Source organism: Muricauda sp. SCSIO 64092 (assembly GCF_023016285.1).
In the GTDB taxonomy this organism is placed as follows: Bacteria; Bacteroidota; Bacteroidia; order Flavobacteriales; family Flavobacteriaceae; genus Croceivirga.
In genome coordinates this window covers 2,994,838-3,020,490 of the sequence record NZ_CP095413.1, presented here as the reverse complement: position 1 = coordinate 3,020,490, position 25,653 = coordinate 2,994,838, and the positions used below count along the sequence as shown (strand labels likewise).

13 protein-coding genes are annotated in these 25,653 nt (G+C 44.3%); 8 read left to right on the top strand and 5 right to left on the bottom strand.

Annotated elements, in window-relative coordinates; genetic code table 11:
- Positions 1–32: 32 nt before the first annotated feature.
- The 4 genes from L0P88_RS12810 to L0P88_RS12795 form a co-directional block, all read right to left on the bottom strand.
- Positions 33–1,913: an alpha-amylase family glycosyl hydrolase gene (locus L0P88_RS12810; RefSeq protein WP_409557682.1), complete on the bottom strand. Its 1,881-nt coding sequence runs from the start codon at positions 1,911–1,913 to the stop codon at positions 33–35.
- Entirely contained in the window at positions 1,910–3,808 is a 1,899-nt protein-coding gene (locus L0P88_RS12805) for a glycoside hydrolase family 13 protein (protein ID WP_247130317.1), read from the bottom strand. Before L0P88_RS12805 ends, L0P88_RS12810 begins: the two co-directional genes overlap by 4 nt.
- Positions 3,798–6,104 carry a glycoside hydrolase family 65 protein gene (locus tag L0P88_RS12800; protein WP_247130316.1) on the bottom strand — a complete coding sequence of 769 codons (2,307 nt, stop codon included), beginning with the start codon at positions 6,102–6,104 and terminating at the stop codon, positions 3,798–3,800. Before L0P88_RS12800 ends, L0P88_RS12805 begins: the two co-directional genes overlap by 11 nt.
- 303 nt (positions 6,105–6,407) lie before the next feature.
- A complete protein-coding gene (locus tag L0P88_RS12795) occupies positions 6,408–7,448 on the bottom strand; it encodes a LacI family DNA-binding transcriptional regulator (RefSeq protein WP_247130315.1) in 1,041 nt (346 codons plus the stop codon).
- Positions 7,449–7,707: 259 nt separating this feature from the next.
- Here L0P88_RS12795 and L0P88_RS12790 point away from each other — a divergent pair, with 259 nt between their 5' ends.
- The 6 genes from L0P88_RS12790 to L0P88_RS12765 all read left to right on the top strand — a co-directional run bounded on the left by L0P88_RS12790 (position 7,708) and on the right by L0P88_RS12765 (position 19,120).
- A complete protein-coding gene (locus tag L0P88_RS12790; RefSeq protein WP_247130314.1) occupies positions 7,708–10,827 on the top strand; it encodes a SusC/RagA family TonB-linked outer membrane protein in 3,120 nt (1,039 codons plus the stop codon).
- Positions 10,828–10,838: 11 nt separating this feature from the next.
- Positions 10,839–12,401, top strand: a complete 1,563-nt coding sequence (locus L0P88_RS12785; RefSeq protein ID WP_247130313.1) for a RagB/SusD family nutrient uptake outer membrane protein — start codon at positions 10,839–10,841, stop codon at positions 12,399–12,401.
- Positions 12,402–12,414: 13 nt separating this feature from the next.
- Positions 12,415–13,524, top strand: coding sequence for a SusE domain-containing protein (locus L0P88_RS12780; RefSeq protein WP_247130312.1), 1,110 nt, complete (start codon positions 12,415–12,417; stop codon positions 13,522–13,524).
- Positions 13,525–13,537: 13 nt separating this feature from the next.
- A complete protein-coding gene (locus tag L0P88_RS12775; RefSeq protein WP_247130311.1) occupies positions 13,538–15,010 on the top strand; it encodes a SusE domain-containing protein in 1,473 nt (490 codons plus the stop codon).
- Positions 15,011–15,077: 67 nt separating this feature from the next.
- Complete coding sequence (locus L0P88_RS12770; RefSeq protein WP_247130310.1) at positions 15,078–18,425, top strand: alpha-amylase family glycosyl hydrolase; 3,348 nt, start codon at positions 15,078–15,080, stop codon at positions 18,423–18,425.
- Positions 18,422–19,120 carry a hypothetical protein gene (locus tag L0P88_RS12765; protein ID WP_247130309.1) on the top strand — a complete coding sequence of 233 codons (699 nt, stop codon included), beginning with the start codon at positions 18,422–18,424 and terminating at the stop codon, positions 19,118–19,120. The genes L0P88_RS12770 and L0P88_RS12765 overlap by 4 nt, the downstream gene beginning before the upstream one ends.
- 98 nt (positions 19,121–19,218) lie before the next feature.
- Here the strand turns inward: L0P88_RS12765 and L0P88_RS12760 are convergent, their stop codons facing one another.
- Positions 19,219–20,244 carry a LacI family DNA-binding transcriptional regulator gene (locus L0P88_RS12760; protein WP_247134872.1) on the bottom strand — a complete coding sequence of 342 codons (1,026 nt, stop codon included), beginning with the start codon at positions 20,242–20,244 and terminating at the stop codon, positions 19,219–19,221.
- Positions 20,245–20,598: 354 nt separating this feature from the next.
- On the opposite strand from L0P88_RS12760, the gene L0P88_RS12755 reads away from it, so the two are divergent.
- A complete protein-coding gene (locus tag L0P88_RS12755; RefSeq protein WP_247130308.1) occupies positions 20,599–23,688 on the top strand; it encodes a SusC/RagA family TonB-linked outer membrane protein in 3,090 nt (1,029 codons plus the stop codon).
- A gap of 12 nt (positions 23,689–23,700) precedes the next feature.
- Positions 23,701–25,305, top strand: a complete 1,605-nt coding sequence (locus L0P88_RS12750; RefSeq protein ID WP_247130307.1) for a RagB/SusD family nutrient uptake outer membrane protein — start codon at positions 23,701–23,703, stop codon at positions 25,303–25,305.
- The last annotated feature ends 348 nt before the right edge of the window (positions 25,306–25,653 follow it).

Here is a 25,653-nt window from a genome sequence, read left to right as displayed (position 1 = left end):
GTGCTAGGTTCTTTAATCACTCTTTAAAGGTCTCAATTTATTTTAAAAATAAAGGACTCCAAAGGAGCAAGGCGTATTGGAACGCTCCCGATCCCATCCTCTACTTTCAATACTGGATTTGGATTCCCATACAGTTGTTCTTTCAACCGATATTCCTTGGATTCAAGCTGCCATCTGGAAACGACCTCCGGAGGAAGTTTAAAATTGAAATCGTATGTTTTAGTGGTATCAAAATTTGATATCACAATCAGTTTTTCGTCCTTGTCCCACCTCGCGAAAGAAAAAACCCTGTGGTCATACGTTTCCGTATGTTCTTTGTTGTAATAGTGGATTTCTTGATATTCCCCCAGCAAGGCCGTGCTCGAAGTTATGAAGTTCAACAAACGCATGTAGAAATCCCGAAGTGATTTTTCCCCCTCCGATAGCTGTCCTCCATCAAACTTTTTGTTGTTCATCCATCGTTGGTGTGCTGGCACACCGATGTAATCAAAAATTGAGGTCCGGGAAGGTTTTCCAAAACCGGCATCTTCCGAACCATCCTCACCAACTTCCTGGCCAAAATAGATCATTGTGGGTGAGCTACTGAGCGTTGCAGAAACCACCATGGCCGGTTTTGCTATTTCCGCTTTTCCCACAAACTCAGGACTTGCAATACGTTGTTCATCGTGATTTTCCAAAAAATGCAGCATATGATGCTCTATATCCTGCAGCCCAGATTGCACTGTATGAATGTGATCCGTCCAGCCATAGCCCTTCATGATATGTTTGAGGCTATCGTACAGCTCCACCTTATCATAGAGGTAATCCATTTTTCCCCTGTGGATATAATCCCTGTACAGAGAAGGGTTGTAAACCTCGGCCAATAGGAAAGCATCGGGATTTTTCATTTTGATGGAAGAATTCATAAAGCTCCAAAACTCCACGGGTACCATTTCTGCCATATCAAAGCGGAAACCATCTACCCCAAGCTCCAACCAGTAGGTTGCAATATCGCGGAACTTGTACCAAGAGTCGGGCAATTCCTTGTCTTTCCAAAATTCGAAATGTGCTTTATAGTCCTTTTCGGAATAGGGTTGGGGCAGTTCTTCAAAATCTTTGGAACCATCTGGCCTTATTCCATAATTTACCTTTACCGTTTCATACCAATCGTTGAAATCCGGTTGTGGCAAACGGGAACCGTTCCCCGTCCACTTTGCAGGGGTTTCTTCAAATTTAAAGTCGGGCAAGGCATGTTCCTCCCCACCCAAGGGTAGGTATCCCCCTTGCCATTCCGGAACTTTAAACGCGGTCTTTGGAATATAATAGAAGTTGTTGTCCCTTGCATATTCCACGGATGTATCATCGTTGGCACCAAAGTCTGCTACCCCTGAAGGATTTTTCAATCCCACGTAATTTCTTGCTACATGGTTGGGCACAATATCAATGAGCACCTTCATCCCATGTTTGTGGGTACGTTGCACCAATGCTTTGAATTCCTCCAACCGATTTGCCGGATTTACGGCCAAATCCGGATTTACATTGTAGTAATCCTTTACCGCATAAGGAGATCCCGCCCTTCCTTTGACCACATCGGGATCATCATTAGTAATACCCTGGGCGGTGTAATCCTTGATTACGGCATGATGCGGGACTCCGGTATACCAAATGTAGGTAACCCCCAAATCCTTAAGTGCAGAAAGGGCCGTATCGTCAAAATCGGAAAATTTCCCTACCCCATTTTCCTCCAGGGTGCCCCAAGGCCTGTTTGTAGTGTTGGTATTGCCAAAAAGTCGGGTGAATACCTGATAGACCACCTCCTTACGTTCTTTTTTGCGTAAATCTGTCTGCATTTTGGTTTCTTCTTTTTTGCCCTGTTTACAGGCTACTAGCATAGCAAGTGCCAAAAATACTACCGTTCGGCTTATCATGGTCATCTTTTTTGGTGTACCAGTACTGTTGCTCCCTTTCCATTCAACTGCATAACGGCTCCAAGGGTCTGTGAAGTCCCGGTAACCACATTTGTAAATGTTTTGCCCGCAATATCCATTTCGGCAAAGCGTGCAAGATATAAGGTGATGGGTCCACTGTTCTTGTTCAAAATGAGCATGGCAATTTGATCTGCATCATATCTAAAGAGCGCATACACCCCATCGTAAGGAGCAAAATGTTTGGTATTCCCCGAATGGATGGCGGAGCTTGTTTTCCGGAAGTTCAGTAACTTCTTCATAAAATCCTGCATCCCCTTTTGATCCTCGGTCAATCCTTCTCCCGAAAAGGCGTTTACGGTATCTGCCGTCCATCCGCCTGGAAAATCGGTCCTAATGAGGCCATGATCTCCAGGTTTGGCCGAATTCTGCATTAAGATTTCAGTACCATAGTACACCTGTGGAATCCTGGGTGCCGTTAACACAAAGGCCATTGTCATTTGGGTCAGGGCAACTTCCTCATCCATTTGCGTATGGATGCGATCCATATCGTGATTGTCCCCAAAAAGCATAATGGAACTTGGATTGGCATAGTGAAAATCATTGGCCAATGCGGTATAGAGCTTTACCAGACCTTTACCCCATTCCTTTTCAGATTCTTTAAAAGCGGCTGCAAAAGTGGTCTGTATAGGAAAATCCATGGTTGTGGGTAGGTAGGAACGATAACCATCCCTGTTTTTTGCCCCATCTTGCCAATAGCCCACCAAAAGTGGGTTGTCACTCCATTCCTCTCCTACAATGTTGAAGTTGGGATACTCGCGCATGATATCCTTGGCCCATTGCGCCATAAAATTTTTATCAGGATAGGGATAGGTGTCCTGTCTAATGCCGCCCAGTTTCAACGTTTCAATCCACCAAATACTGTTCTGGATAATATATTTGGCCATGAACGGATTCCTTTGGTTGAGGTCCGGCATGGCCGATACAAACCATCCGCCACTCATTAAGGCCCTGTCGTAGTCCGCAGCATAGGCATCCTGATTAACGGTCCTTTTGTGATTGGACGTTTTTAAGGGCAAGCCTTGCTCGTAATCTTCCTGGAAATTCAACCAATCCCCAAAGGGCAGGTCCTCCATCCACCAGTGTTTACTGCCACAATGATTGGCCACTTGATCCATAATTAGTTTAATGCCCATATCCGCAGCCTTATTGGAGAGTTCAATATATTCCTCCATGGTCCCAAATCTGGGATCTACCTGATAAAAATCGGTAATGGCATAGCCGTGGTAGGATGATCGGGGCATGTCATTAGTGAGCAATGGGCACGACCAAATTGCCGTAAAGCCCATATCTCCAATATAATCCAAATGGTCTATGATACCTTTGATATCGCCACCATGACGCCCATAATCCTCGTTCCTATCAACCTTGGTTTCACGCATACCCTTCACCACATCATTTTTGGGGTCACCGTTGGCAAAACGATCGGGGGTAATGAGATAAATAGCATCGGAACTGTCAAATCCCCCAAAATCCTGAGGTTTCCGCCTGCGTTGTCCCAACTCATAGGAAAACGAATAAGCCCTTCCTTTTTTGGGTTTGAACTCAATATCAAAGGTCCCGGCTTGCGCATCCCTGGCGATGACCAAATCCAGGAAAAGGTAATTTGGACTATCGCCCTTTGAAGCCCTAATTAATCGAATCCCCTCTTTTTTGATAAAGGGCACATGGGTACCTATTTCCTTTCCTTTTACCAAAAGTTGAAGGGTGTCCTGTTCAAATCCCACCCACCAATTGGGTGGCTCCACACGTTCTATCTGGCTTTGTACCAAACAGGAGAAGGACAACAATGCAAGACAGGCCAACTGTCTGCTCCGGCAGGACAAATTAAAGCTATGATACATGGTTCATGATTTTAGGGGTAAGCACCACACGTTCACCATTGACCCGTATCGACATTTCTTCATGGCCTTGCAATTCAAAATCGGTTCCTTTATTCGTTACGGTTACCTTAATGATCCTATTCCTAAAATTCACTTTAAATGAATAGGCCTTCCATTGTTTTGGGATTTGGGGCGTAAAACTCAATTTATCATTGATTACCCGCATACCTCCAAAACCTTCCACTATACTCATCCATGTACCGGCCATGGAAGTAATGTGGAGTCCCTCTTCCACTTCTTTGTTATAATCGTCCAGATCCAGGCGCGAGGTCCTTAGGTAAAAGGTATAGGCCTGCTCCATCCTGCCCAACTTTGCGGCCTGAATGCTATGCACACAAGGTGATAGTGAGGATTCATGGACCGTAAAAGGCTCATAAAAATCAAAATGGCGTTCCAACTCTTCCATGGTAAAATGGTCTTCAAAGAAATAGAACCCTTGTAATACATCTGCTTGTTTTATATAGGGGGAACGGAGAATACGGTCCCAACTCCATTTTTGGTTGATTGGACGTTCGGAAGTGTCCAAATTCTGCACTGGAACCAACTGCTTGTCCAAAAACCCATCTTGTTGGAGGAAAACTTCATGTTTTTTGGATCTAGGGAAAAACATTTTTTTCGCCACTTCATTCCAACTTTCCACTTCGGAATCAGTGACTTTGGTATGGGCAATGATACGGTCATAATCCGTAGGGTATCCCTCCTCTACCTTTTCCAATTGCTCAATGGTAAATTCAATACACCACTTTGCGAGGTAATTCGTATACCAGTTGTTGTTAACATTGTTCTCGTATTCATTGGGTCCCGTGACGCCAAGAATAACGTATTTTTCCTTATTGGAAGACCAGTTGGCCCTTTGGTGCCAGAAACGCGCGATTCCTATAAGTACTTCCAGGCCCATTTCAGGGATGTAACTGTAGTCCGTGGTATACCTGTAATAGTTATAAATGGCGAAGGCAATGGCCCCGTTACGATGGATTTCCTCAAAGGTTATTTCCCATTCGTTATGGCATTCCTCCCCATTCATGGTCACCATGGGATATAGGGCCGCACCATTACTAAACCCAAGTGATTTAGCATTTTCAATGGCTTTATCCAGATGGTTATATCGGTACTTCAACAAGTTCCAGGCAACAGTTTGGTTCTTTGTACACATATAAAAGGGCAAACAATAGGCCTCGGTATCCCAGTAGGTACTGCCCCCGTATTTTTCTCCGGTAAACCCTTTTGGACCAATGTTCAATTTGGAATCCTTTCCCAGATAGGTCTGATTGAGCTGAAAGATATTAAAGCGAATACCTTGTTGGGCTTTTATGTCACCTTCTATAGTGATGTCGCTCATTTCCCAAATTTGCCCCCAAGCTTCCTTTTGTTGTTGTAAAAGCCCTTCAAAGCCAAGTTGTAAGGCTTTGTCCAGAACTTGATTGGCAACTTGCAACAGTTCATCTTTGGGATGGTTGCGATCTCCGGTATAACCCCCAAACTTGGTCAAAACTATTTTTTCTCCCTCACTCACCTTTTGGGTAAAGTGCAACCCTATGGATTTGGTGGTCTTTGTGCCCATTTCCCCTTGAATTGGGTTGCCTTGATACTCCACCAAGGCCTGCATGAACGTAGTCACCGAAAAATGGGTTTTTAGGGTATGGCTCTCAATAAATGCGCGGGCACCCTCTGCCGTGACATTGGTAGTGTTCCAGAACTGATCGTCCCAATTGCTGTCTTCATTGTGTATCCCACTATCCAAATAGGGATTGAACTGTATTTCCACATCCCCGCTTAAGGGAACGACCTCATATCTTATGGCCCCTACCTCATCCAAATCCAAGCTTAAAAACCGAGTGGCCTTCACTTCCAATTGAACACCATTCGGCATAGTAGCTGTAAAACTTCGCCTATACCAACCTTCCCTCATATTGAGCTCCCTACGAAAATGTTCCACTTTCTTGGAGGTAAACAGATCCAATGGTTCCCCGTCCACGAACACGTTGATGCCAATCCAATTGGGCGCATTAAGTACTTTGGCAAAGTATTCGGGATAACCGTTTTTCCACCAGCCGACCCGTGTTTTATCAGGGTAATAGACACCAGCTATATAGCTGCCCTGAAATGTAGGGCCCGTGTATTGCTCCTCAAAGTTGGCACGTTGCCCCATGGCACCATTACCCAAACTAAAGAGACTTTCTGAGGATTTCACCCGATCGGCATCAAATCCTTCCTCAATAATGGACCAAACATCTGGCCTTATATAATCTTGGTTCATAACAATTGGCTATTTTGTTAAACAAGCGTTTCAATTTCAGCAAAATCTTTTAGATTTTGGCTTTTGTCTTCTTAAAATTTTGAGATGATTACCAGTTATTTTAAGGATGGCCCAAACATGAAATGATTTACGTTTAAACAACTTTTTATTTTGAAAAAACCGTAAAACTGATGAATGGACGATGAATCATACATTCAAATGTCCGGGGCATTCTAAAAAATAATGTATACCACTCAATACCAGAGAAGAAAAATGGGGAGGTGGTACAGCGGTCAAAGATATTATTTTATTTTGAAATCAAAATCAAAAAGTGGATTCCCTTTCAATAAGATTGGTCCTAACGACCTTGGTAAAAAAGGTATCCTCATCCACTTTTTCCTCCAATCTATCGATCAACATTGTTGCCACGGTCTCCCCCAATTGCATGCCATATTGATTAACAGTGGTCAATTTGGGCCTGGAGTATTTGGACAGCACGCCATTTGAAAAACTAATTATCGAAAGGTCATCGGGCACCTTTAAACCCAACTTTCTACAGATGTTCAAAGCTGCAACGGCGTACATTTCATTCACCCCAAAAATGGCATCAAAATGTACGTTATTGTCCATAAGGTTTTTAATATGTTGTTCAATCACGTCTTCCTGTCGCTCTTCGGCAATATTGTCGGGCATCTTAAGGATCAATTGATCCTTTATTTCTATGCCATTAAAATCCAATGCCTCCAAATATCCCTTGGTCCGCTCCCTACCTATGCCAAGGTAGTCCAAAGTAGTGAGCAGGAGTATGTGCCGTCTTCCAATATCCACCAACTTCTGTGTGGCTATCCTGGCCGATTCCCTGTCATTGACGATTACTTTATCACAGTCCACCTCTTCAACTACCCTGTCAAAAAGTACAATCGGCATTCCTTGGTTGATTATCTCATTTAAATGGTGGTAATCCTTTTTGAGCAGGGTTTCCTTGGCAATGGACACCATAAAACCGTCCACACTGCCATTGACCATCATTTCCATATTAATGACTTCTTTGGCAAAAGATTCGTTGGATACGCCTATGACCACGGTATAGCCCCTTTCATTGGCCGTTTGCTCCACTCCTGTCATGACCTTGGCAAAGAAGTGGTGGGTAATTTCCGGAATGATCAAACCTATGGTCTTGGTCCGCTGATTTTTTAAACTAAGCGCAATACTGTTGGGACGGTAGTTGTAAAACTTCGCAAAGGCCTGCACGGTATCGCGGGTCTCCTGACTAACATCCTTGTTGTTCTTCAATGCCTTCGATACCGTGGAAATGGAAACATCCAATTCCCTGGCAATCTTCTTTAAAGTCATTTTTGGTTTCATTCGAAGGATTCTTTGAGAAATACGAAATTAACAAAAAACGAGCTGAAAAACAGGCTGTTTTTATCAACTACATAATTAAGTAGTGTTACTATTGAAAAATCAAAAAGTTATGCACCTGAAAACGTTGGAAATGGCAAAACTGATATTTGTCAGTAAATTTTAACCTTCTCTTAAGATAGTTTTGGATTTCAAGAAGAAAAATGGGTGGGTAATATCACGCAAGTTAACCAATTTAAATAAACTAACTCATATTGATTTTATGAAAAAACTCAAAAAGTTTTTCGCATTGTCACTCCTGTTGGTTCCGCTATGGGGATTCTCCCAGATAACCGTTACGGGTAATGTGACCGAGGCCGCTACAGCCTTTCCCATTCCAGGGGCAAATGTATTGATCAAGGGTACGTTAACAGGTACTACTACGGATTTTGACGGTAATTATACGATTGAGGCCAATCCAGGGGACATCCTCGTGTTCTCTTACATTGGTTTTACCGCTCAGGAAATTGCCGTAACGGGCAGTACACTAAACGTAGCCCTACAAGAATCGACCGAACAATTGGATGAGGTGGTGGTTATCGGTTATGGTACCACTACGGTCAAAGATGCCACAGGGTCGGTGGATTTAGTGACCACGGAAGATTTTAACCAAGGGGTTATCGTCTCTGCCGATCAGTTGCTTGTGGGAAGGGCCCCGGGAATTCGGATCACCAACAATGGTGGTGCCCCGGATTCAGCTCCAAACATCAGAATCAGAAGTGGAGCCTCACTTAGTGCCAATAGCTCCCCATTGATTGTAATTGATGGAATCCCTATCGATTCCCGAAATGCTGCGGGGGTCTCCAACCCACTTAACCTTATTAATCCCAATGACATAGAAAGTTTTAGTGTCCTTAAAGATGCTTCCGCATCCGCCATTTATGGGTCCAGGGCTTCCAATGGGGTTATCATCATTACCACAAAAAAGGGAACCAGTGGAGAAGCCAAATTCAATTTTTCATCCAATATGTCCTTTGCTACGGTAACCGATCAAATTGATTTGCTGGATGGGAATGAATATGTGGATTTTATAGACATTTATAGGAATGAACTTTCCCGATTGGATCCCAATGCCGCCACCCGTTTGGGCGTACCGGTGGGCACCGTATCCACGAGTGAACCAAGCCGGATCATTACCGTTTTGGACGAGGAGGGAAACGAAGTCCAGCGGCAAGTATTCAATACGGACTGGCAGGACGCCATCTACAGAACAGCAATTACGGCAAATACGGATTTTAGCGTACGTGCCAACCTGTTCAATAAAATTCCCTTTCGGGCGTCCCTGGGGTATAGCGACGTTCAAGGTGTAGTACGCACCAACGATTTGGAGCGGGTAACCGGTTCCATTAAGTTGACCCCGATGCTATTTGACGATCATCTAAAAATCGATATCAATGCCAAAGGTATCTATACCGAAAAAAATGCCATTGATGAGGAAGGTGCCCTAGGAAATATTGTACGCTATGATCCCACCAAACCGATTTTTGATGCAAACTCCGCTTTTGGTGGCTTTTACAATCTGGTATCCGACGGTTCTGCCGGATTAGAGGGAACTTTGCTCGGAGGGAGCAATCCTTTGGCACTCCTGAACCAAAGATCAAGGCCGGAAATCAATAGAAGGTTATTGGCCAATATTGAGTTTGACTATAAGATGCATTTTCTTCCAGAACTGAGGGCCGTGTTGAATTTGGGAACGGAGGCCTCAAGGGCACGTATAGAAGAGCGCTTTACGGAAAATGCCATTTCCACCTACAGACAGGATAATGAAAATGGCGGTTTTGTGTTCAATCCAGGAGTAAATTTTGAAGAAAACCAACATATTACCAACATTACTTCAGATGCCTACCTCGTCTATACCAAAAGTTTGGACAATAGCTTTTTGCGGAATTTTGACGTTCAGGGGGGCTATGCCTATCAAAATTTTAAAAACGATGGAAACAAAGTGCAGTATCGCTATGACCCGGATACTGGCATTCGGGAAGTGGAACCCAATCCTGGAAATCCCAACAGACGTTTTTTCAATGAATGGAATCTACAGTCCTTCTTTGGACGGGCCAACTTCAACTTTTTTGACAAATACCTCCTCACCCTATCGTACAGGCGGGATGGCTCCTCATTTTTTTTAGAGGACAAACGCTGGGGCGACTTTCCCGCGGCCGCTTTGGCATGGAAACTGAACGAGGAAAGCTTTTTGCAAAATGTATCATTCGTCAAAGTACTAAAGCTACGCTTGGGTTGGGGACAGACCGGACAATCCGACATTGTGGATCTTGATGGAGTTGGATTTTATCCTGCCTTGCCCCTATTTGATATAGGAGGTGGTGCCAGCCAATATTTGGATGGGGTGAACATCTATTCCGCCAGGCCGTTCAACCCGGATCTAACCTGGGAAACCACAACCACATACAATGCTGGTTTGGACTTCACCTTTTTTGAGCGAGGGCTCCTAAGCGGTTCTTTTGACATCTTTATGCGAGAGACAGATGACTTGTTGGTACAAGCCCCTGTAGCACCCGGGCAAGGATTTACCAACCTATTTCCACAAAACATTGGTTCTACGGAAGGGGAAGGTTTTGAGCTTTCCTTGGAAGTGACCCCTTTCCAAACTGAGGACTTTTACCTAAGCCTAAACGGAAATGTGGCCTATAGCAGGACGGAGGTGACGGATCTGGAGGGCTTGGATGATATCGAAGCACAAGAATCAACCATCCCTTTTGGAACTGGTGTTCGTTTAGCAAGACATGCGGTAGGGGAACAGGTTTATTCCGCATGGGTTTTTCGTCAGGTTTATGATGATGATGGTAGACCCATATTGGGTTCCTTTGTTGATTTGGATGGAGACGGGCAGATTACCAATGACGACCGGTACTATAGGGCGCTCCGCCCCAATTGGACCTTTGGTTTTGGGTTGAATTTCGCTTATAAAAATTTGGATTTGGCAGCGACCTTTAGGGGTCAATTTGATGGACAAATTTACAATTCCAGGCGCTTAACTTCAGGTTTTGTCGAAGCAGCCATTCCCACCGACGCCCAAAGTTTGACCAATGTCCTGGATTTCTTCTCCGGAGCTGCGGACGATAGGATAGTGAACAGATTTAACAACGTACAATTTTCCGACTATTTTTTGGAAAGTGCGGCATTTCTTCGTTGTGAAAATATCACATTAGGTTATACCTTTAGGGAAATCCTTCCGGATGCTAACCTAAAAATCTTTACGGCGGTCAATAATGCATTTCTGATTACGGATTATGAAGGTCAGGATCCGGAAAACTTTAATGCCATTGACAATAATTTTTACCCAAGGCCTAGGACCTTTTCCCTTGGTTTGAATTTTGATTTTTAAAAAAAATACCTATGAAAGATAAAATAAAGTTTAACACAGTTTTACTCGTTTTGCTTGTAATCGGATTGGTTTCCTGTACTGGTGACCTGGACACCGAGCCTATTGTAGAGCAATCATTAAATCAGATATTGGACTCAGATCCCAATGCCGTGGATGGTATTCTATCCAGAATTTATGCCTCTTACGCACTTTCTGGAATCGATGGTTCCGGCAGCCGTGATATCCTGGGGGATGATGCCGGAGAATCTCCTTTTTTAAGGGGGATCGTAAACCTACAGGATTTTTCCGCGGACGCCATGAAAAACCGTTGGGGGGATGATGGTCTGGACCAATTGACCACCACAGCCGCATGGGACGAAAACAACAAGTTTTTCCGTTACCTGTTCAATAGGATTTATTTCACGATCCCACAGTGCAACAACCTCTTGATCATCCTGGGCAACCAAGATTTTGAGAATGAGGAAGTGGTTGAGGCCGAGGTGCGTTTCCTACGGGCATTGGCCTATTATTACCTCATAGATGTATTTGGAAAAGGGGTGTTGTCCACAGAGGAGAGTTTTGGTAGTACCGAGCTTTTGCCCGAGGTTTCCCGTACCGAGTTGTTCGATTATGTGGAAAGCGAGCTTTTGGCCATAGAGTCCCTATTGGCAGAGACTCCTCTGGCCTACGGAAGGGCAGATAGGGCTGCCGGGCAGATGCTTTTGGCCAAACTATACCTTAATGCAGAAGTCTATACCGGAACCCAGCGTTATGCTGATGCCCTTACCTATATCACTAGGGTCATTGATGAAAGTGGCCACACCTTGGATCCGGATTTCGTAAGACTCTTTTCGGCAGATAACAACACCTCTCCGGAAATCTTATTTCCCATATTGGCTGACGCATTGATAAGTCAAAGCTTTGGCAATACCACCTATCTGGTCAACGGCAGTTTAAGTACGGAAACCATGAATCCTGATGATTTTGGTGCCACAGATGGCTGGACCGGTCATCGATCCTCCCAAAACTGGTACGGCCTTTTTGGTTCAAGTGCCAATGCCTTGGCCAACTCCAATGACGTTAGGGCTTCCCTCTTCTGGACTCAGGGTCATAATTTTGAAATGAACGACTACAGAACCTGGACGGATGGTTATCCTGCCACCAAGTTCAGAAATACCAATGCCGATGGATCGGGAAGTTCTACCGAATTTTCCAGTACGGATTTCCCGCTTTTCCGCTTGGCAGATGTCTATCTTATGTACGCCGAGTGTGTATTGAGAGGGGCCGGTGGGGATGTAAACACGGCCTTGGGATATGTAAACGACATACGTTCAAGGGCCGGAGCAGAAACCATATTGACCTCCGAGCTTACCTTGGATTTTATTCTTGATGAAAGGGCCCGGGAACTGAATTTTGAGGGACATCGACGCTCCGACCTCATTCGTTATGGTCGATTTACCGGCGGCACCTATATCTGGCCGTGGAAAGGCGGTGTGGCAAATGGAACTTCCATACCTGAGCATTACAACCTCTATCCCTTACCCATTTCAGCCATACAGGCCAATCCGAACTTAACCCAAAATCCTGGTTTTTAAAAATTAAGTAAAGATGAAACAATTAAAAATCGCAATAGTAACGTTTGCAGTCCTTATTGGACTGGGTGCTTGTGAAGACAATGCAGAATTGGTGACGGTTACTCCAGAAGATGGTTCAACATTATTGGAGGTAGATATCAGCACCATAGAACTGGACAGGGTAAATGTCACAAATCCTGTAATTACGTTGGTTTGGGATAATGCAAGCTATTCCGTACAGACCCCTATAAGCTATCGATTGGAGTTTGCCAGTGATGACACCTTTACGGATCCCGCTAGAAGCGCCGTAATTACATCCAATTCAATCACCCTATCGGTTGATGAAGTAAACTCCTTTGCCAGTTCCGCCGGCCTACCCCCCTTTGAATGGAACAATCTGTTCATAAGGGTAGCCTCATTTTTGGGAAGTGTCCCTGGATCGGCAGCTACTTTTTCCAACGCCGTTAGTATTAATATTTTAACCTATTACAATTACCCCTTTGTTGATCATTTCTTGGTTGGGCCGGCCAGTGCCTCTGGTTGGAACAACAATAACAACAATGCCGTAATGTTTAGGGATGCCAACAATCCTGGTCGGTTCAAATACACTGGGTTGTTTAATAGTGGTCCGTTGAAATTCTTGGAATTACGTGGGTCTTGGGTACCACAGTACGGTGAAGGAGAGGAGGGAAATCTCACTTACCGGTCAGCCGAAAATCAAGACGATCCACCTGCCATCAATAACTTGGAAAGTATGGACGCTGGATATTATACCTTCTCGGTAGATGTTGAAAGGCTCACTTTTACACTTTTGCCCTATGAAGGGGCACTCCCAACTACCCTAACCAGTTTAACCGTAAACGGTTCCGCCCTTGCTGGTGAGGCAACCCTGACACAATACGAGGTAGAAGGGGAAACATTTGATGAGTATATCTGGTACATTCCCAGTGTTCGTTTGATTCCTGGAGAATTTACGTTTACGGCCAACGGCAGTGATGTTTGGGGTGGAACCACCTTGTTCTCGGGAGTGGCAACACCCAACGGAGGTAGTATTCCGGTTGATATTGAAGATGACTACGAGATTTGGTTCAACTCCATAACCGGTGAATATCATCTTATTCCGATAAATCTTTCCCAATCCTAAAAGACAACATGTGATGAAAAAAATAGTAAAGCTACTAAGTCCATTAACCCTATTGTTGCTCCTATTTGTTGGATGCGAGGACGATGATCCCGATTTACAGGTTGTCCCGCTGCAAGAGGATAGTTTTGAGCTCATTGTCCCAACGATAACCAACATTAACCTTAATTTTACGTTGCCGGACAATCCTGCATTTACGCTTTCGTGGAATGATGTTGCCTCCAATAGTGCAACGTATACCGTGGAGGCATCCGCAGAAGAAACATTTGCTTCACCAATTACGTTGGGAACTACCCAAAACAGGACTTTCACCATGACCGTGGCAGAATTCAACCCTGTTGTCATTGGAGCTGGAGGAGAGGCTTTTTCACCTTTTATCCTTCACATGAGGGTTTCCAATGGAGCTGAAACCACGGCAACCGTAAGTTATAGTGTATCGGCTTACACCGAGACCCCTCCCGAAATCTCAGATCCCGATACGGGTACTGAGCTAGTGCTGTCCAGTTTCGATCCTGCCGCCATTGCATTGACCATGCAGTTCAATGATCCCGATTTTGGGGAAGGCGACGTTGTAAGTGTGGACTATACTTTGGAATTTACGCTCCCAGACACCAATTTTGAAATCATTTTTACAAGTACCACCACCAATGAACGAAGCTTGGCACTTACCCACGATGAAATCAATACCATTGCCTTGGGCTTGGGATTGACACCGGAACAAGCAGCTAATGTAGAAGTTCGTTTACGGGCGGTAATAGAAAGTGAGTCCGGAATGTTGGAACGCTTTTCCGAAGCGATAATGATTTCCCTTACTCCCTATGATGCAACATATCCTTTTAGGGACCTTTTCATGGTAGGTAATGCGGTTGATGTCAATAATGATGGCATTGCCAATGATATGGACTGGGATAATAATGGCAACAATCCTCCTTTGTTTAGGGATTCCAATAATGCAAATAGGTATGTCTTTAGAGGCAATTTTGGTGGCGGATTGGCATTTAAAGCATTGGAAATCAAAGGTTCATGGCAACCTCAATGGGGTCTTTCCGGAGGAAACCTGACTTCTAGTGCTGATTTAGGCAGTGACCCCGGTGTGTTTCCCATCCCCGCCGAAGGCTATTATGAGATTGAACTCGATATTGTAAATGCTACCTATACCGCTACTCCCTATGATGCCAGTGGTGCCACCACTTACGCTACAATAGGAATTATTGGTAGTGCCACCCCCGGCGGTTGGGATGCCGATACCGACATGACGCAAGCGGCATTTAATCCACACCTTTGGTTCATCAATGATATTGCATTGGTGGATGGTGAGGTAAAGTTCAGGGCCGATGACGACTGGGCAGTGAACTGGGGCGGTGGAGTGGAATTCTCCAGCCTTGGTGACACAGGAAATGACAATATCCCGGTATCTGCTGAAACCTATGATGTTTGGTTCAACGATTTGGATGGAAGTTATATCCTTATTCCAAATTTAAACGACTAGATATTTCTTTTTGAGAATTTAAAAGGGCTGTCCAATCAGCCCTTTTTTTTCCTGTAAACCCAACACAATGAAGCTAATTCTACGCTATTTTTTCTTCGGGCTCGGAACAATGGTCGCCTCGGCCCAAACCGTTTCCCTATCCCCCAACCCCTTTGACAGAGACCAGGAAATCACAATCACCGTTTCCAATTTCAACCCACAAACCGAATGGGACGTTTCGGAACTATATCTCTGGGCCTGGTACTTTGAAACAAATGGAACAAACGCAATAAATCCCTCCGATACGGGAACAGACTTCAACAATTCCCCAGAAACGGCGCGTTTTACCAACAATGGCAATGGCACGTATTCCTACTCATTTATTCCCTCCGTTTTTTATGACGCTACGGATATTGATCGAATCGGGTTTTTGATAAAATCCCAGAACGGAAGTCGTCAAACGCAGGACTTTTTATTCGATGTGGGAGCCTTTCAATTGGTTTTGAACGCGCCAACCACCAGCACGGTGATACTGGAAGCCGGCGAAACATTGTCCATTGAGGCAATTATTGGTCAATCCGCCAATTTTTCCCTTCTCGCCAATGGCATACAAGTTGATACACAAAATGGCATTACTACGTACAGCAACACCTATGTGGTCAATGAAAACACAACTTTTGTATTGGAAGCCACCAATGGTGCGGATACCGAAAGTGTCACTTTTGATGCCCTTATACGGCCTACGGTAACCGAGGAAGCATTACCCTTGGGACTCCTTGATGGCATTAACCTAGACCCTACTGACCCAACCAAGGCCACTTTGGTACTTTTTGCCCCAGGCAAGGAATTTGTCCATGTTATTGGGAATTTTAACAATTGGGCAACCAATGACACCTATCTGATGAAAAAAGACAGTGCTCAAGACCGGTTTTGGCTTGAACTCACAGGCCTAAGCCCACAAACCGATCACCTGTTCCAATACTTGGTGGACTTGGACATCACTATTGCCGATCCATATTCCACCACCATTTTGGATGAGTTCAACGATGGTTTTATTGATGATACTACCTATCCCAACCTTCCGGAATACCCTTCGGGAAGTACCACCCAGGCCGTAACCTTATTACGAACGGGTGACCCGGAATTTGTGTGGTCCGATGCCACCCTGAATTTCGAAAAACCCAAAGTAACCGATTTGATGGTCTACGAACTCTTGATCCGTGATTTTGACGAGCTCCATAGTTTTGATGCCGTTCGCTCCAGACTGGATTACCTACAGGATTTGGGTATCAATGCCATTGAATTGATGCCCGTAAGTGAATTTGATGGCAATGATAGTTGGGGCTACAATCCATCATTCCATATGGCTTTGGACAAGTACTATGGAACACCAACGGCCTTTAAACAGTTTATAGAAGAATGCCATAATCGGGGCATGGCCGTTATCCTGGATGTGGTTTATAACCATGGTACCGGGGAGCATCCTTATTTCCGTTTATGGAATACCAGTGGTGGTGGTACTGGTGGGGTGGCCAGTTCGGAAAATCCTTTTTTTAACGCGGAACCCAGACACTCTTTCAACGTTTTCAACGATTTTAACCATCAATCCCAAGCTACCCAGGACTATGTGAACCGCACTATACGATATTGGATAGAGGAGTATAGGATAGATGGGTTTCGTTGGGACCTCACAAAGGGTTTTACCCAAAACTGTTCGGCCAGCGATGACGGCTGCACCAATGCCACACAGCCCGATCGAATTGAAGTGTTAAAGGGATATGCGGATACCCAGTGGGCGATGGATGAGGATTTTTATGTGATTTTTGAACACCTGGGTGGAATACAGGAAGAAGAACAATGGGCCAATTACCGTCTGGACGAAGGTAAAGGCATTCTTTTTTGGAACAAACAAACGGACCCCTATAATGAGGCTACCATGGGATATCATGAAAATGGAAAATCCAATTTTTCAGGAGTTTCCTATCAGGTCAAAGGATTTGATATTCCTGCTGCCATTTCCTATATGGAAAGTCATGATGAGGAACGTTTGATGTTCAAAAACCTGGAATTTGGGAACTCGGAAGGGGCGTATTCGGTAACCGACCTGGATACCGCATTGGAACGTCTACGGACGGCAGGAGCCTTTTTCTTTACGATTCCCGGCCCCAAAATGATATGGCAATTTGGAGAACTTGGTTATGAGGTCTCCATTGACGAAAATGGAAGAACCGGTAGAAAACCGATCCGTTGGGAGTATTTGGATAATGCCAATCGAACGGCAATTTATGATACCTGGGCAGACCTCATTAAATTGAAATTGGGTGAGGCTATCTTTGAAACCACCGACTTTAGCATGGATCTGAGTGCTCCAACAGGGTTGAAAACCATTCATTTAACGGACAACTCCGCCTCTGGGGATGCTATCAAGTACATTACTATTATCGGGAATTTTGGAATGGTCGAACAGGCCATCAATCCAAATTTTCAAGAGACGGGAACATGGTACGATCTTTTGGAGAAGAACAGTCCTTTAGCGGTAAGCAACGCAACTGAACCCATAAGTCTTGCTCCGGGTGAATTCATGGTTCTGGCGGACAGTCCGAGCGAGGTAATGATGGACCCAAATGATTTGGATGGTGATGGCGTTCCAAATGCCAATGACCTGTGTCCCGATACACCCCTGGGGGCAACTGTTGATGTCTCGGGGTGTGCCATTTTTACACTACCGGCCAATAACTTTACCTTAAGTACCACCAGTGAGAGCTGTCGTAACAGTAACAACGGTCAGATCACCGTGGTAGCCATGGAGGCCCTGGACTATACGGCCATCCTTTCCGGGGATGCCACTGCGAGCCAATCTTTTAACGATACTACTCTTTTTGACAATCTTTCGGCCGGTAGTTATACCGTTTGTATCACTGTGGCAGGGGAAGCCGATTATGAGCAATGCTTTGATGTGGTCATCACCGAGCCAGAAGATCTATCCGTAAGTTCAAAAATCGATTCCGAGGGTAAAAAAGCCACCCTATCACTTAAAGGTGGGGCGGTCTATGAGATTGTTTTAAACGGACAAAGCTATCGTACCTCCGAGAACAATATTACGTTGACCCTTTCAAAATCGGTGAATACGTTACAGGTCAGGACCGATATCAGTTGTCAGGGTGTTTTTGAGGAAACCATTGTTTTGGAAGGGGCATCCGTAGCTTATCCCAATCCCCTACATTCCGGGGAATTGACAATTGAAATGGGCAAAATGGCCAATGATTCCGTATCCTATGAAATTTTCGGAATCGATGGGCGATTGATTACAAATAAAACCCAAAAGACCACTAACGGTAGGCTAACCATTGATATGGGGCAATTGCCCAAAGGATTATATATAATCAATGCCAAGACGTCCAAAAAAACCCACCACTTTAAAATTACAAAACAATGAAAGGCGCTAAATACCTATTCCTGATATTGATTTTCCCATTATTGTTGGCCTGTGGCGGAAGTGATGATGGGCCCAGCGATCCGGAGCCCACTCCTGCTCCCTCCGCGACCACACTGGTTTTTCCGGAAAACAATTCGGAATGCACTGAGGGCACCTTGCTGTCCGATTCTGAAAGTGAGGTCATCTTTCGATGGAACATTGCCCAAAACACGGATTCCTACACCGTAAACCTAAGAAACTTAAATACGGATGACGGGCGGCAGATCAATGCCAACACAAACGAATTGGCCATACGCTTAAATCGCGGCACCGCATATTCGTGGTCTGTGGTTTCCAAAGCCAATGGAACTTCCGAAACTGCCGAAAGTGCTATATGGAGATTTTACAACGCAGGGCCCGGCATAGAAAATTACTCCCCTTTCCCAGCGGACGATCCATCCCCAAAATCCGGGGCAACCGTCAATTCCGGAAGCCTTACCTTAGGTTGGGCCGGTAGTGACCTGGACAATGATATCGTTTCTTATGAAGTGTATCTTGATGTAACCAATCCACCTGGAACGCTGGTCGGTACGGTGACCCAAACTTCATTTGAAACTACTATAACGGCTGATACCGTTTACTATTGGAGCGTGATTACCATTGATAGTGAAAACAACCGCTCAAATTCCCAAATATTCCAGTTTAGGTCAAATTAAGGATCTTGAGGGTTTGGCCAACCATTTAGGCGTGGAAATGAATAAATCTCGGTCTTAATGTGTTCCAATCAAGCGCAATGACCCATATTGCTGTCCGCTTATACTTGATTTAATGTGGATTCGCGTTCAATGAGTGTCGGTTGCAGGATTTCTGTCCTATAGGTTTCTTCTTCGCTTTCACTCTCAACCTTTTCAATCAGCATTTTCGCTGCTGTCTCGCCCATCAGTTCCCCGTGTTGGGCAACAGAAGTAATGCTCGGATTGGCATGTTTTGCCAACAACCCATCGGTAAAACCGATTATGGAGATGTCCTTGGGAACGTTCAGCCCTTTTCGTTGGACTACCCGCATACCATAGATGCCAAAAATCTCATTAACACTTAAGATGGCATCCGGTTCAATTTGATTTAGAAATTCCTCAATTTTTGCCTCATCAATATCCATAAAGGGCAACTTTAAAACCAAATCCGGGTTGACTTCCAAACCAAAATCCTTTAGTGCTTTCCTATAGCCTTTATTCCTGTTCATACTCACACTAAAAAAGTCTTCCGTAGTAAGCAATGCAATTTTGCGACGTCCTTCGTCCAATAGTTTTTTGGTCGCTACATAAGCCCCTTGAATATCGTCTATCAAGACTTTATCACAATTGATTTCACTGGTAACCCGGTCAAAGAGCACCATGGGAATACCTTGCTCGGTGACTTCCTTTAAATGGTTAAAGTCCTTTTTTTTCTCGGTTCCTGCCGAAAGTGACATTATAAACCCATCAATACTTCCATTGGCCAACATTTCCATATTGATGACTTCTTTATCAAAGGACTCGTCGGAGAGGCAGACGATCACATTGTACCCCTTGGCATTGGCATAATTCTCAATACCCCTAATGACCGTGGTAAAAAAGTGATGGACAATATCTGGAATGATGACCCCAATGTTTTTGGTTCTCTTGTTTTTTAAACTAATGGCAATATTATTGGGTTTGTAATTGTAAAGCTTGGCAAAGGCCTGGATCTTTTCCTTGGTATCCCTACTGATCTCCTCACTATTTTTCAATGCCTTTGATACTGTGGAGATGGAAACATCCAATTCCTTTGCAATATGTTTTAGGGTTATTTTTTGCTTCAACATATACCTCAATTCTTAAATTTTTGAAAATAGTGATATTCCATTAGTGTTAAAAATTTAGCGTAAATCCTTACGAATAAGGATTGCGAATCTCCCCATTATACCATATCCATTTGGGAGGCAAAAGCATTTAATTTGTCCAGATTTTTGTTAAAGTTCATATTTTTCGCTAGTTTGAATTGCGAATTACATAGTTTAGAGTGTGTTGAATTGAAATACCCCAACAATTGCAAAGTTATCAACACGAAACCGTTTTCGTCTTTTTTGCATCCTTTGGTTAAAGTCAATTTAACACATTTTTTACATATGTTTAACTCTTGAATTTAAATTAACTAAACTTAAAACAAATTATTTATGAAGATTACGCTACTTAAAAGCCTGCTGCTTTTGGGCGCCTTTGTGTGCTTTGGAGCAGTCCAGGCACAGACGGTAACGGGTACGGTTTCAGACGCAAGTGGCCCCTTGCCAGGGGCTAGTGTTGTTGTGAAAGGTACCACAAATGGTACCCAAACCGATTTTGATGGTAATTATACCCTGGATGGTGTGGACAGCAACGCCACTTTGGTATTCAGTTACATTGGCTATGCCACACAAGAAGTGGCAGTTAACGGTCAAACAACAATCTCCGTAACCTTACAGGAAGATGCGCAAGCACTTGATGAGGTAGTCATCATTGGTTATGGCCAAACTACGGTTAAAGATGCCACTGGTGCCGTAGCATCTGTAACTGCCGAAGATTTTAATGGAGGTGTTATTTCATCACCCGAACAGCTGATCCAAGGTAAAACCGCAGGGGTCCAGATTACACAAAGTAGTGGTGAACCCGGTGCAGGAATCGCCCTTAGGATTAGGGGTACGGGTTCGGTACGGGCCAATAACAGTCCATTATTTGTGATTGACGGTGTACCGGTTACCAATGAAGAGGTATCTGCTTCGGGTTCTGATCTTGGAACAGGTACAAGTGGGTCCAGAAACCCTTTGAATTTCTTGAACCCCAATGATATTGAGAGCATGAGTATCTTAAAGGATGCCTCCGCAACTGCGATATATGGTTCCAGGGGAGCCAATGGGGTCGTCATTATCACCACAAAATCCGGTAAGGGAGCCGGTGCAAATGGTCAGTGGAGTTACACCTCTAACCTTAATATAGCTGAGGTCCGAGAGACCTATGATCTTTTGAACACGGAAGAGTTTATTGATAGAGGTGGGGCAAACTTAGGAGGTGCCACGGACTGGCAGGATTTTATCTACAGGACAACAGCTTCCACCGACAACAATCTTTCCTATGCCTTAAATTATGGTAAAGGTAATGTGCGTGCCACTTTTGGGTATGCCAAACAGTTCGGTATCATAGAAGATACCGATTTGGAACGGCTTACCGGTCGGATTAATGCGAATCACCGTTTCTTGGATGACAAGCTACGAGTGGGGTTACAGGCCACAATTTCCAGAATCAATGACCGGGCGCCATTTGTCAGTAGGACTTCAGGAAGTACGGGAGACTTGTTGGCCGCTGCTTTGTACTCCAACCCAACCTTACCGGCAAATCCTGATATCAGTGTTGCACCCGATAGAAATCCAGCGAACCTTTTGGCCTACTATCAGGATCTTGCAAATACCAACAGGTTTTTAGGGAACCTTTCTTTGGAGTATAGCTTTACGGATGAGTTGTCCGCAAAGCTCAATCTGGGGTACGACGCCTCGGATTCTGAGCGTAGTCAAGTAGTTGGACCTCAAATTTTAGGCCTGGAAAATGGTGCGCCCAACAATGGGCGTGCTGCTTTAAATAATCTAGAAACGGAAAACCGATTGGTTGAATTGACGGTGAATTATACCAAGGAATTTGAGAATTCCAGCCTGGATGCTTTAGTAGGATATTCCTTTCAGGACTTCAACAGACAGGGCCAAAACATTCTAGGTCAAGGCTTCGGATCTTCCGATTTGAATGAAATTGCCTCATTAAACCAAAGGGCTTTTGAGGCTACGAGAAATTTGGCAAGCGGATATCAGGCCTATGGTATCGGTACTTTCGAAGATGATACGGAGGATATCGGTGATCAATTCAGGATATTGAATTTATTTCCAGCTCCAAACATTACCACACAGGATGTACCCAACATTCCTGCAGATGTGCTTACTGTAGACACATTTGATTTTACCGATGAATTGCAGTCCTTTTTTGGTAGGGTCAATTACACGCTCTATGACAAATACCTGTTTACAGCTACCATCAGGGCGGATGGATCCTCAAGATTTGGGGGCAACAATCAGTATGGATATTTCCCTTCGGCAGCTTTTGCCTGGAAACTTAATGAAGAGGACTTTGTGAATGAAGATACTTTTTCAACCCTTAAATTACGTTTGAGTTGGGGTATTACCGGTAATCAAGACGGTATTGGTTTTGGAAATTTTGCCAATAGGACCAGATGGGGAAGATTTAATGCCCCAACCCTGGATATTACGGAAAATTCACAAATTACAACGCCGGCCACCCGTTCTGTTGCCTTTGAAAATCCTGATTTGAAATGGGAAGAGACGACGCAGTATGCCTTGGGTATCGATTTTGGATTTGCCAACGATCGTTTTAACGGTTCCATTGACCTTTATAGGAGGGAAACCCGTGATATCCTATTGAACCTTCCCGCCGTACAGCCTGCAAACGAACCTTTTTCATTTCAAAATGTAGACGGCACCATTATCAACCAAGGGATTGAAGTTGGATTGGACTATGACATTGTTAACGGGGAAGATTTCTACTGGAATGCCAATTTCAACATTGCGTATAACGATAATGAGTTTACCGATTATGACGGTCCCACAATAGAAGCTGGACAAGTTTTCGGTCAAGGCTTATCCAATGCTTTTGTGCAGGTTCTGACCAATGGAAGGTCGCTCTTTACCTATAATTTACGAAACGTGGATGCCGACCTGAATGTAGAAACCGATCCCAGCATCCAAGAAGAATCAGGCCTACCTACAGTAAATGCCGGTTTCTCAACCAATGCGTCTTACAAGAACTGGGATGCTTCCCTTTTCTTCTCAGGACAGTTTGGTTTTTATGTCTACAACAATACCGCCAATGCGCTTTTTGCCACTACTCAAATCGGTAGTAGGAACAATCTGCAAAGTGTTGTGGACGGTGGGGCTGTTCCTTCCAGTCAAAATCCAAGTACTTTCTTTTTGGAAAAGGGTGACTTTGTAAGGTTACAAACTGCTTCAATAGGTTATAATGTACCTTTAAGTGGCGATGGAGCCCTTAAGAGCATGAGATTAAGCCTTACAGGTCAAAATTTACTATTGATTACGGATTACAGTGGACCTGATCCAGAGGTAAGTACCTCTGATGTTCCTGCGGTTACGGGGGGTATTCCTTCCGCATCCATAGATTATTTAGCGTATCCCAGACCAAGAACCGTTAGTCTGGGTGTAAATGTTACCTTTTAAAAAAATTGTATTATGAAGAAAATAACAAATTATTTAGGCATGGCACTCTTGGTCTCTGGGGTGTTTTCATGTACGGATTTAGAGATCGAGGCTTCAGATTCGTTGATAACGGACGGATTTGCTGGAGTAGCAGATATACAAAGTGAGGTGGCGAACCTTACCAATAGCGTTGCTGGTGGGGCACTTGCCAACCAAGAGAGTTTATTCGCCTTGAACGAAGTAACCACGGATGAATATATCGTTCCCACGCGGGGAACGGACTGGGGGGACAACGGTCGGTGGCTATCCATTCACAGACATACTTGGGCTCCAGAGCTTTTTGACATTATTCAGCCATGGCAGCAACTGAATGCAGTTAGCTTTAATGCCAGTAGGGTTATTAGTCCTAAAAGTGTCAATACTTCGGAGGGTGATGTTACCGAGCTCAAAGCCCAAGCCAGATTTTATAGGGCATGGGCCATGCATTGGATTTTGGACATGTGGCGGCAAGTTCCTTACAGGGATTTAAATCTACCCAACAGTGCCCTCCCTGAGGTTTTGACCGGCCAAGTAGCCCTAGATAGTATTGTGGCCGATTTAAATATAGCTATTGCCGATTTACCAACGAAAACGGCAGGCGATGTCATTGGCGACAAATCGACACCCACAAAGGCAGCAGCCCGCCATTTAATGGCCAAGGTTCATTTAAACAAGCATGTATACCTTGGGACCGCACCAGCCGCTGCGGATATGCAAGTGGTCATCGATAATGTTGATGCAATCACGGCAGATGGTTATACGTTGGCTCCATCCGGAGAGTTTTTTGAAATTTTCCGTCCAACAAATGACACAGAGACCATCTGGTGGTCTCCAGCCGATGCTGGACCACGAACTTGGCTTACCCTACATTACAATCAAAACTTCCCTGGGTTTAATGACAATGGAGGCTGGAATGGATTTACCACACTTGCCGAATTTTATGATTTATTTGAAGGGCCTGCCGAAACCAATTATCCTGGTGATGGACAAGAAGAGCGAAGAGGTGTGGTACACGACCCAAGTACTGCAAACGAAGAAAACCTAGGTATTGGCTTAGGCTTCTTGATCAATCAACAATATGAGCAGGATGGGACACCTCTAAATGCCAGGGAGAATGTCGGTGGCGTGCCGCTGGTGTTTACAAGGGAAACCGAGCAAGCTGAGTATGTCGCTCCACAGGATAATGCACTATTGGAAACCTCAGGAATACGGATGTTCAAATACCATCCCAATGAGCCAACTGAGATTGAAAGTCCAGATAGAAGAAGGCACATTGTGAGGTACCGATATGCAGATGCGTTTTTAATGAAAGCGGAAGCCATGTGGAGAATGGGTGGTGACCCAACCGTAATGATCAATGAGTTAAGAACCACTCGGGGTGCATCAGTATTGGGTGCCGTTGGAGAAGCCGACTTATTGGCCGAAAGGGGCCGGGAATTGTATCAAGAACAGGTAAGAAGACAAGATTTGATTCGGTTTGGTCAATTTTCGAGAGCATGGAACCTTAAAGAAGCCAGTGACGAAACCCGCTTTATATTTCCAATTCCAGTGGCGGATGTTTTGGCCAACCCAAATTTGGTCCAAAACCCTGGATATTAAAAGGAAACTTTGTTTCAACAAGATTAAAAACCCGCTCAATGAGCGGGTTTTTTCTTTTGCCATTTTCCCCGTCCCCATTCCTAATCCAGGTGATAACGCTTGTCTTATCAACTGACCAATAAATTGTTAACAATACGCACACTGTTTTTCGTACTTTGGACCATGTGACGCTATCCGCTCGTGTCAAAATATCCCTTAGTAGATATATTTGGTAAGCCACATTAGTTTTTCATTATCAATTCCACTAAGGAAGTTTACTTATATTGCCGGTCGATAATTCGTATTCTAAAATGATGGTTTAAGAAATACATAGCCCTTACCGCCTTTTCCCCTGATTGGAAGAGTTGA

Bases quoted from the DNA above. Each gene is read 5' to 3' on its own strand.
- L0P88_RS12810 (WP_409557682.1), bottom strand. From the start codon at position 1,913: ATGACCATGATAAGCCGAACGGTAGTATTTTTGGCACTTGCTATGCTA.
- L0P88_RS12805 (WP_247130317.1), bottom strand. From the start codon at position 3,808: ATGTATCATAGCTTTAATTTGTCCTGCCGGAGCAGACAGTTGGCCTGT.
- L0P88_RS12800 (WP_247130316.1), bottom strand. From the start codon at position 6,104: ATGAACCAAGATTATATAAGGCCAGATGTTTGGTCCATTATTGAGGAA.
- L0P88_RS12795 (WP_247130315.1), bottom strand. From the start codon at position 7,448: ATGAAACCAAAAATGACTTTAAAGAAGATTGCCAGGGAATTGGATGTT.
- L0P88_RS12790 (WP_247130314.1), top strand. From the start codon at position 7,708: ATGAAAAAACTCAAAAAGTTTTTCGCATTGTCACTCCTGTTGGTTCCG.
- L0P88_RS12785 (WP_247130313.1), top strand. From the start codon at position 10,839: ATGAAAGATAAAATAAAGTTTAACACAGTTTTACTCGTTTTGCTTGTA.
- L0P88_RS12780 (WP_247130312.1), top strand. From the start codon at position 12,415: ATGAAACAATTAAAAATCGCAATAGTAACGTTTGCAGTCCTTATTGGA.
- L0P88_RS12775 (WP_247130311.1), top strand. From the start codon at position 13,538: ATGAAAAAAATAGTAAAGCTACTAAGTCCATTAACCCTATTGTTGCTC.
- L0P88_RS12770 (WP_247130310.1), top strand. From the start codon at position 15,078: ATGAAGCTAATTCTACGCTATTTTTTCTTCGGGCTCGGAACAATGGTC.
- L0P88_RS12765 (WP_247130309.1), top strand. From the start codon at position 18,422: ATGAAAGGCGCTAAATACCTATTCCTGATATTGATTTTCCCATTATTG.
- L0P88_RS12755 (WP_247130308.1), top strand. From the start codon at position 20,599: ATGAAGATTACGCTACTTAAAAGCCTGCTGCTTTTGGGCGCCTTTGTG.
- L0P88_RS12750 (WP_247130307.1), top strand. From the start codon at position 23,701: ATGAAGAAAATAACAAATTATTTAGGCATGGCACTCTTGGTCTCTGGG.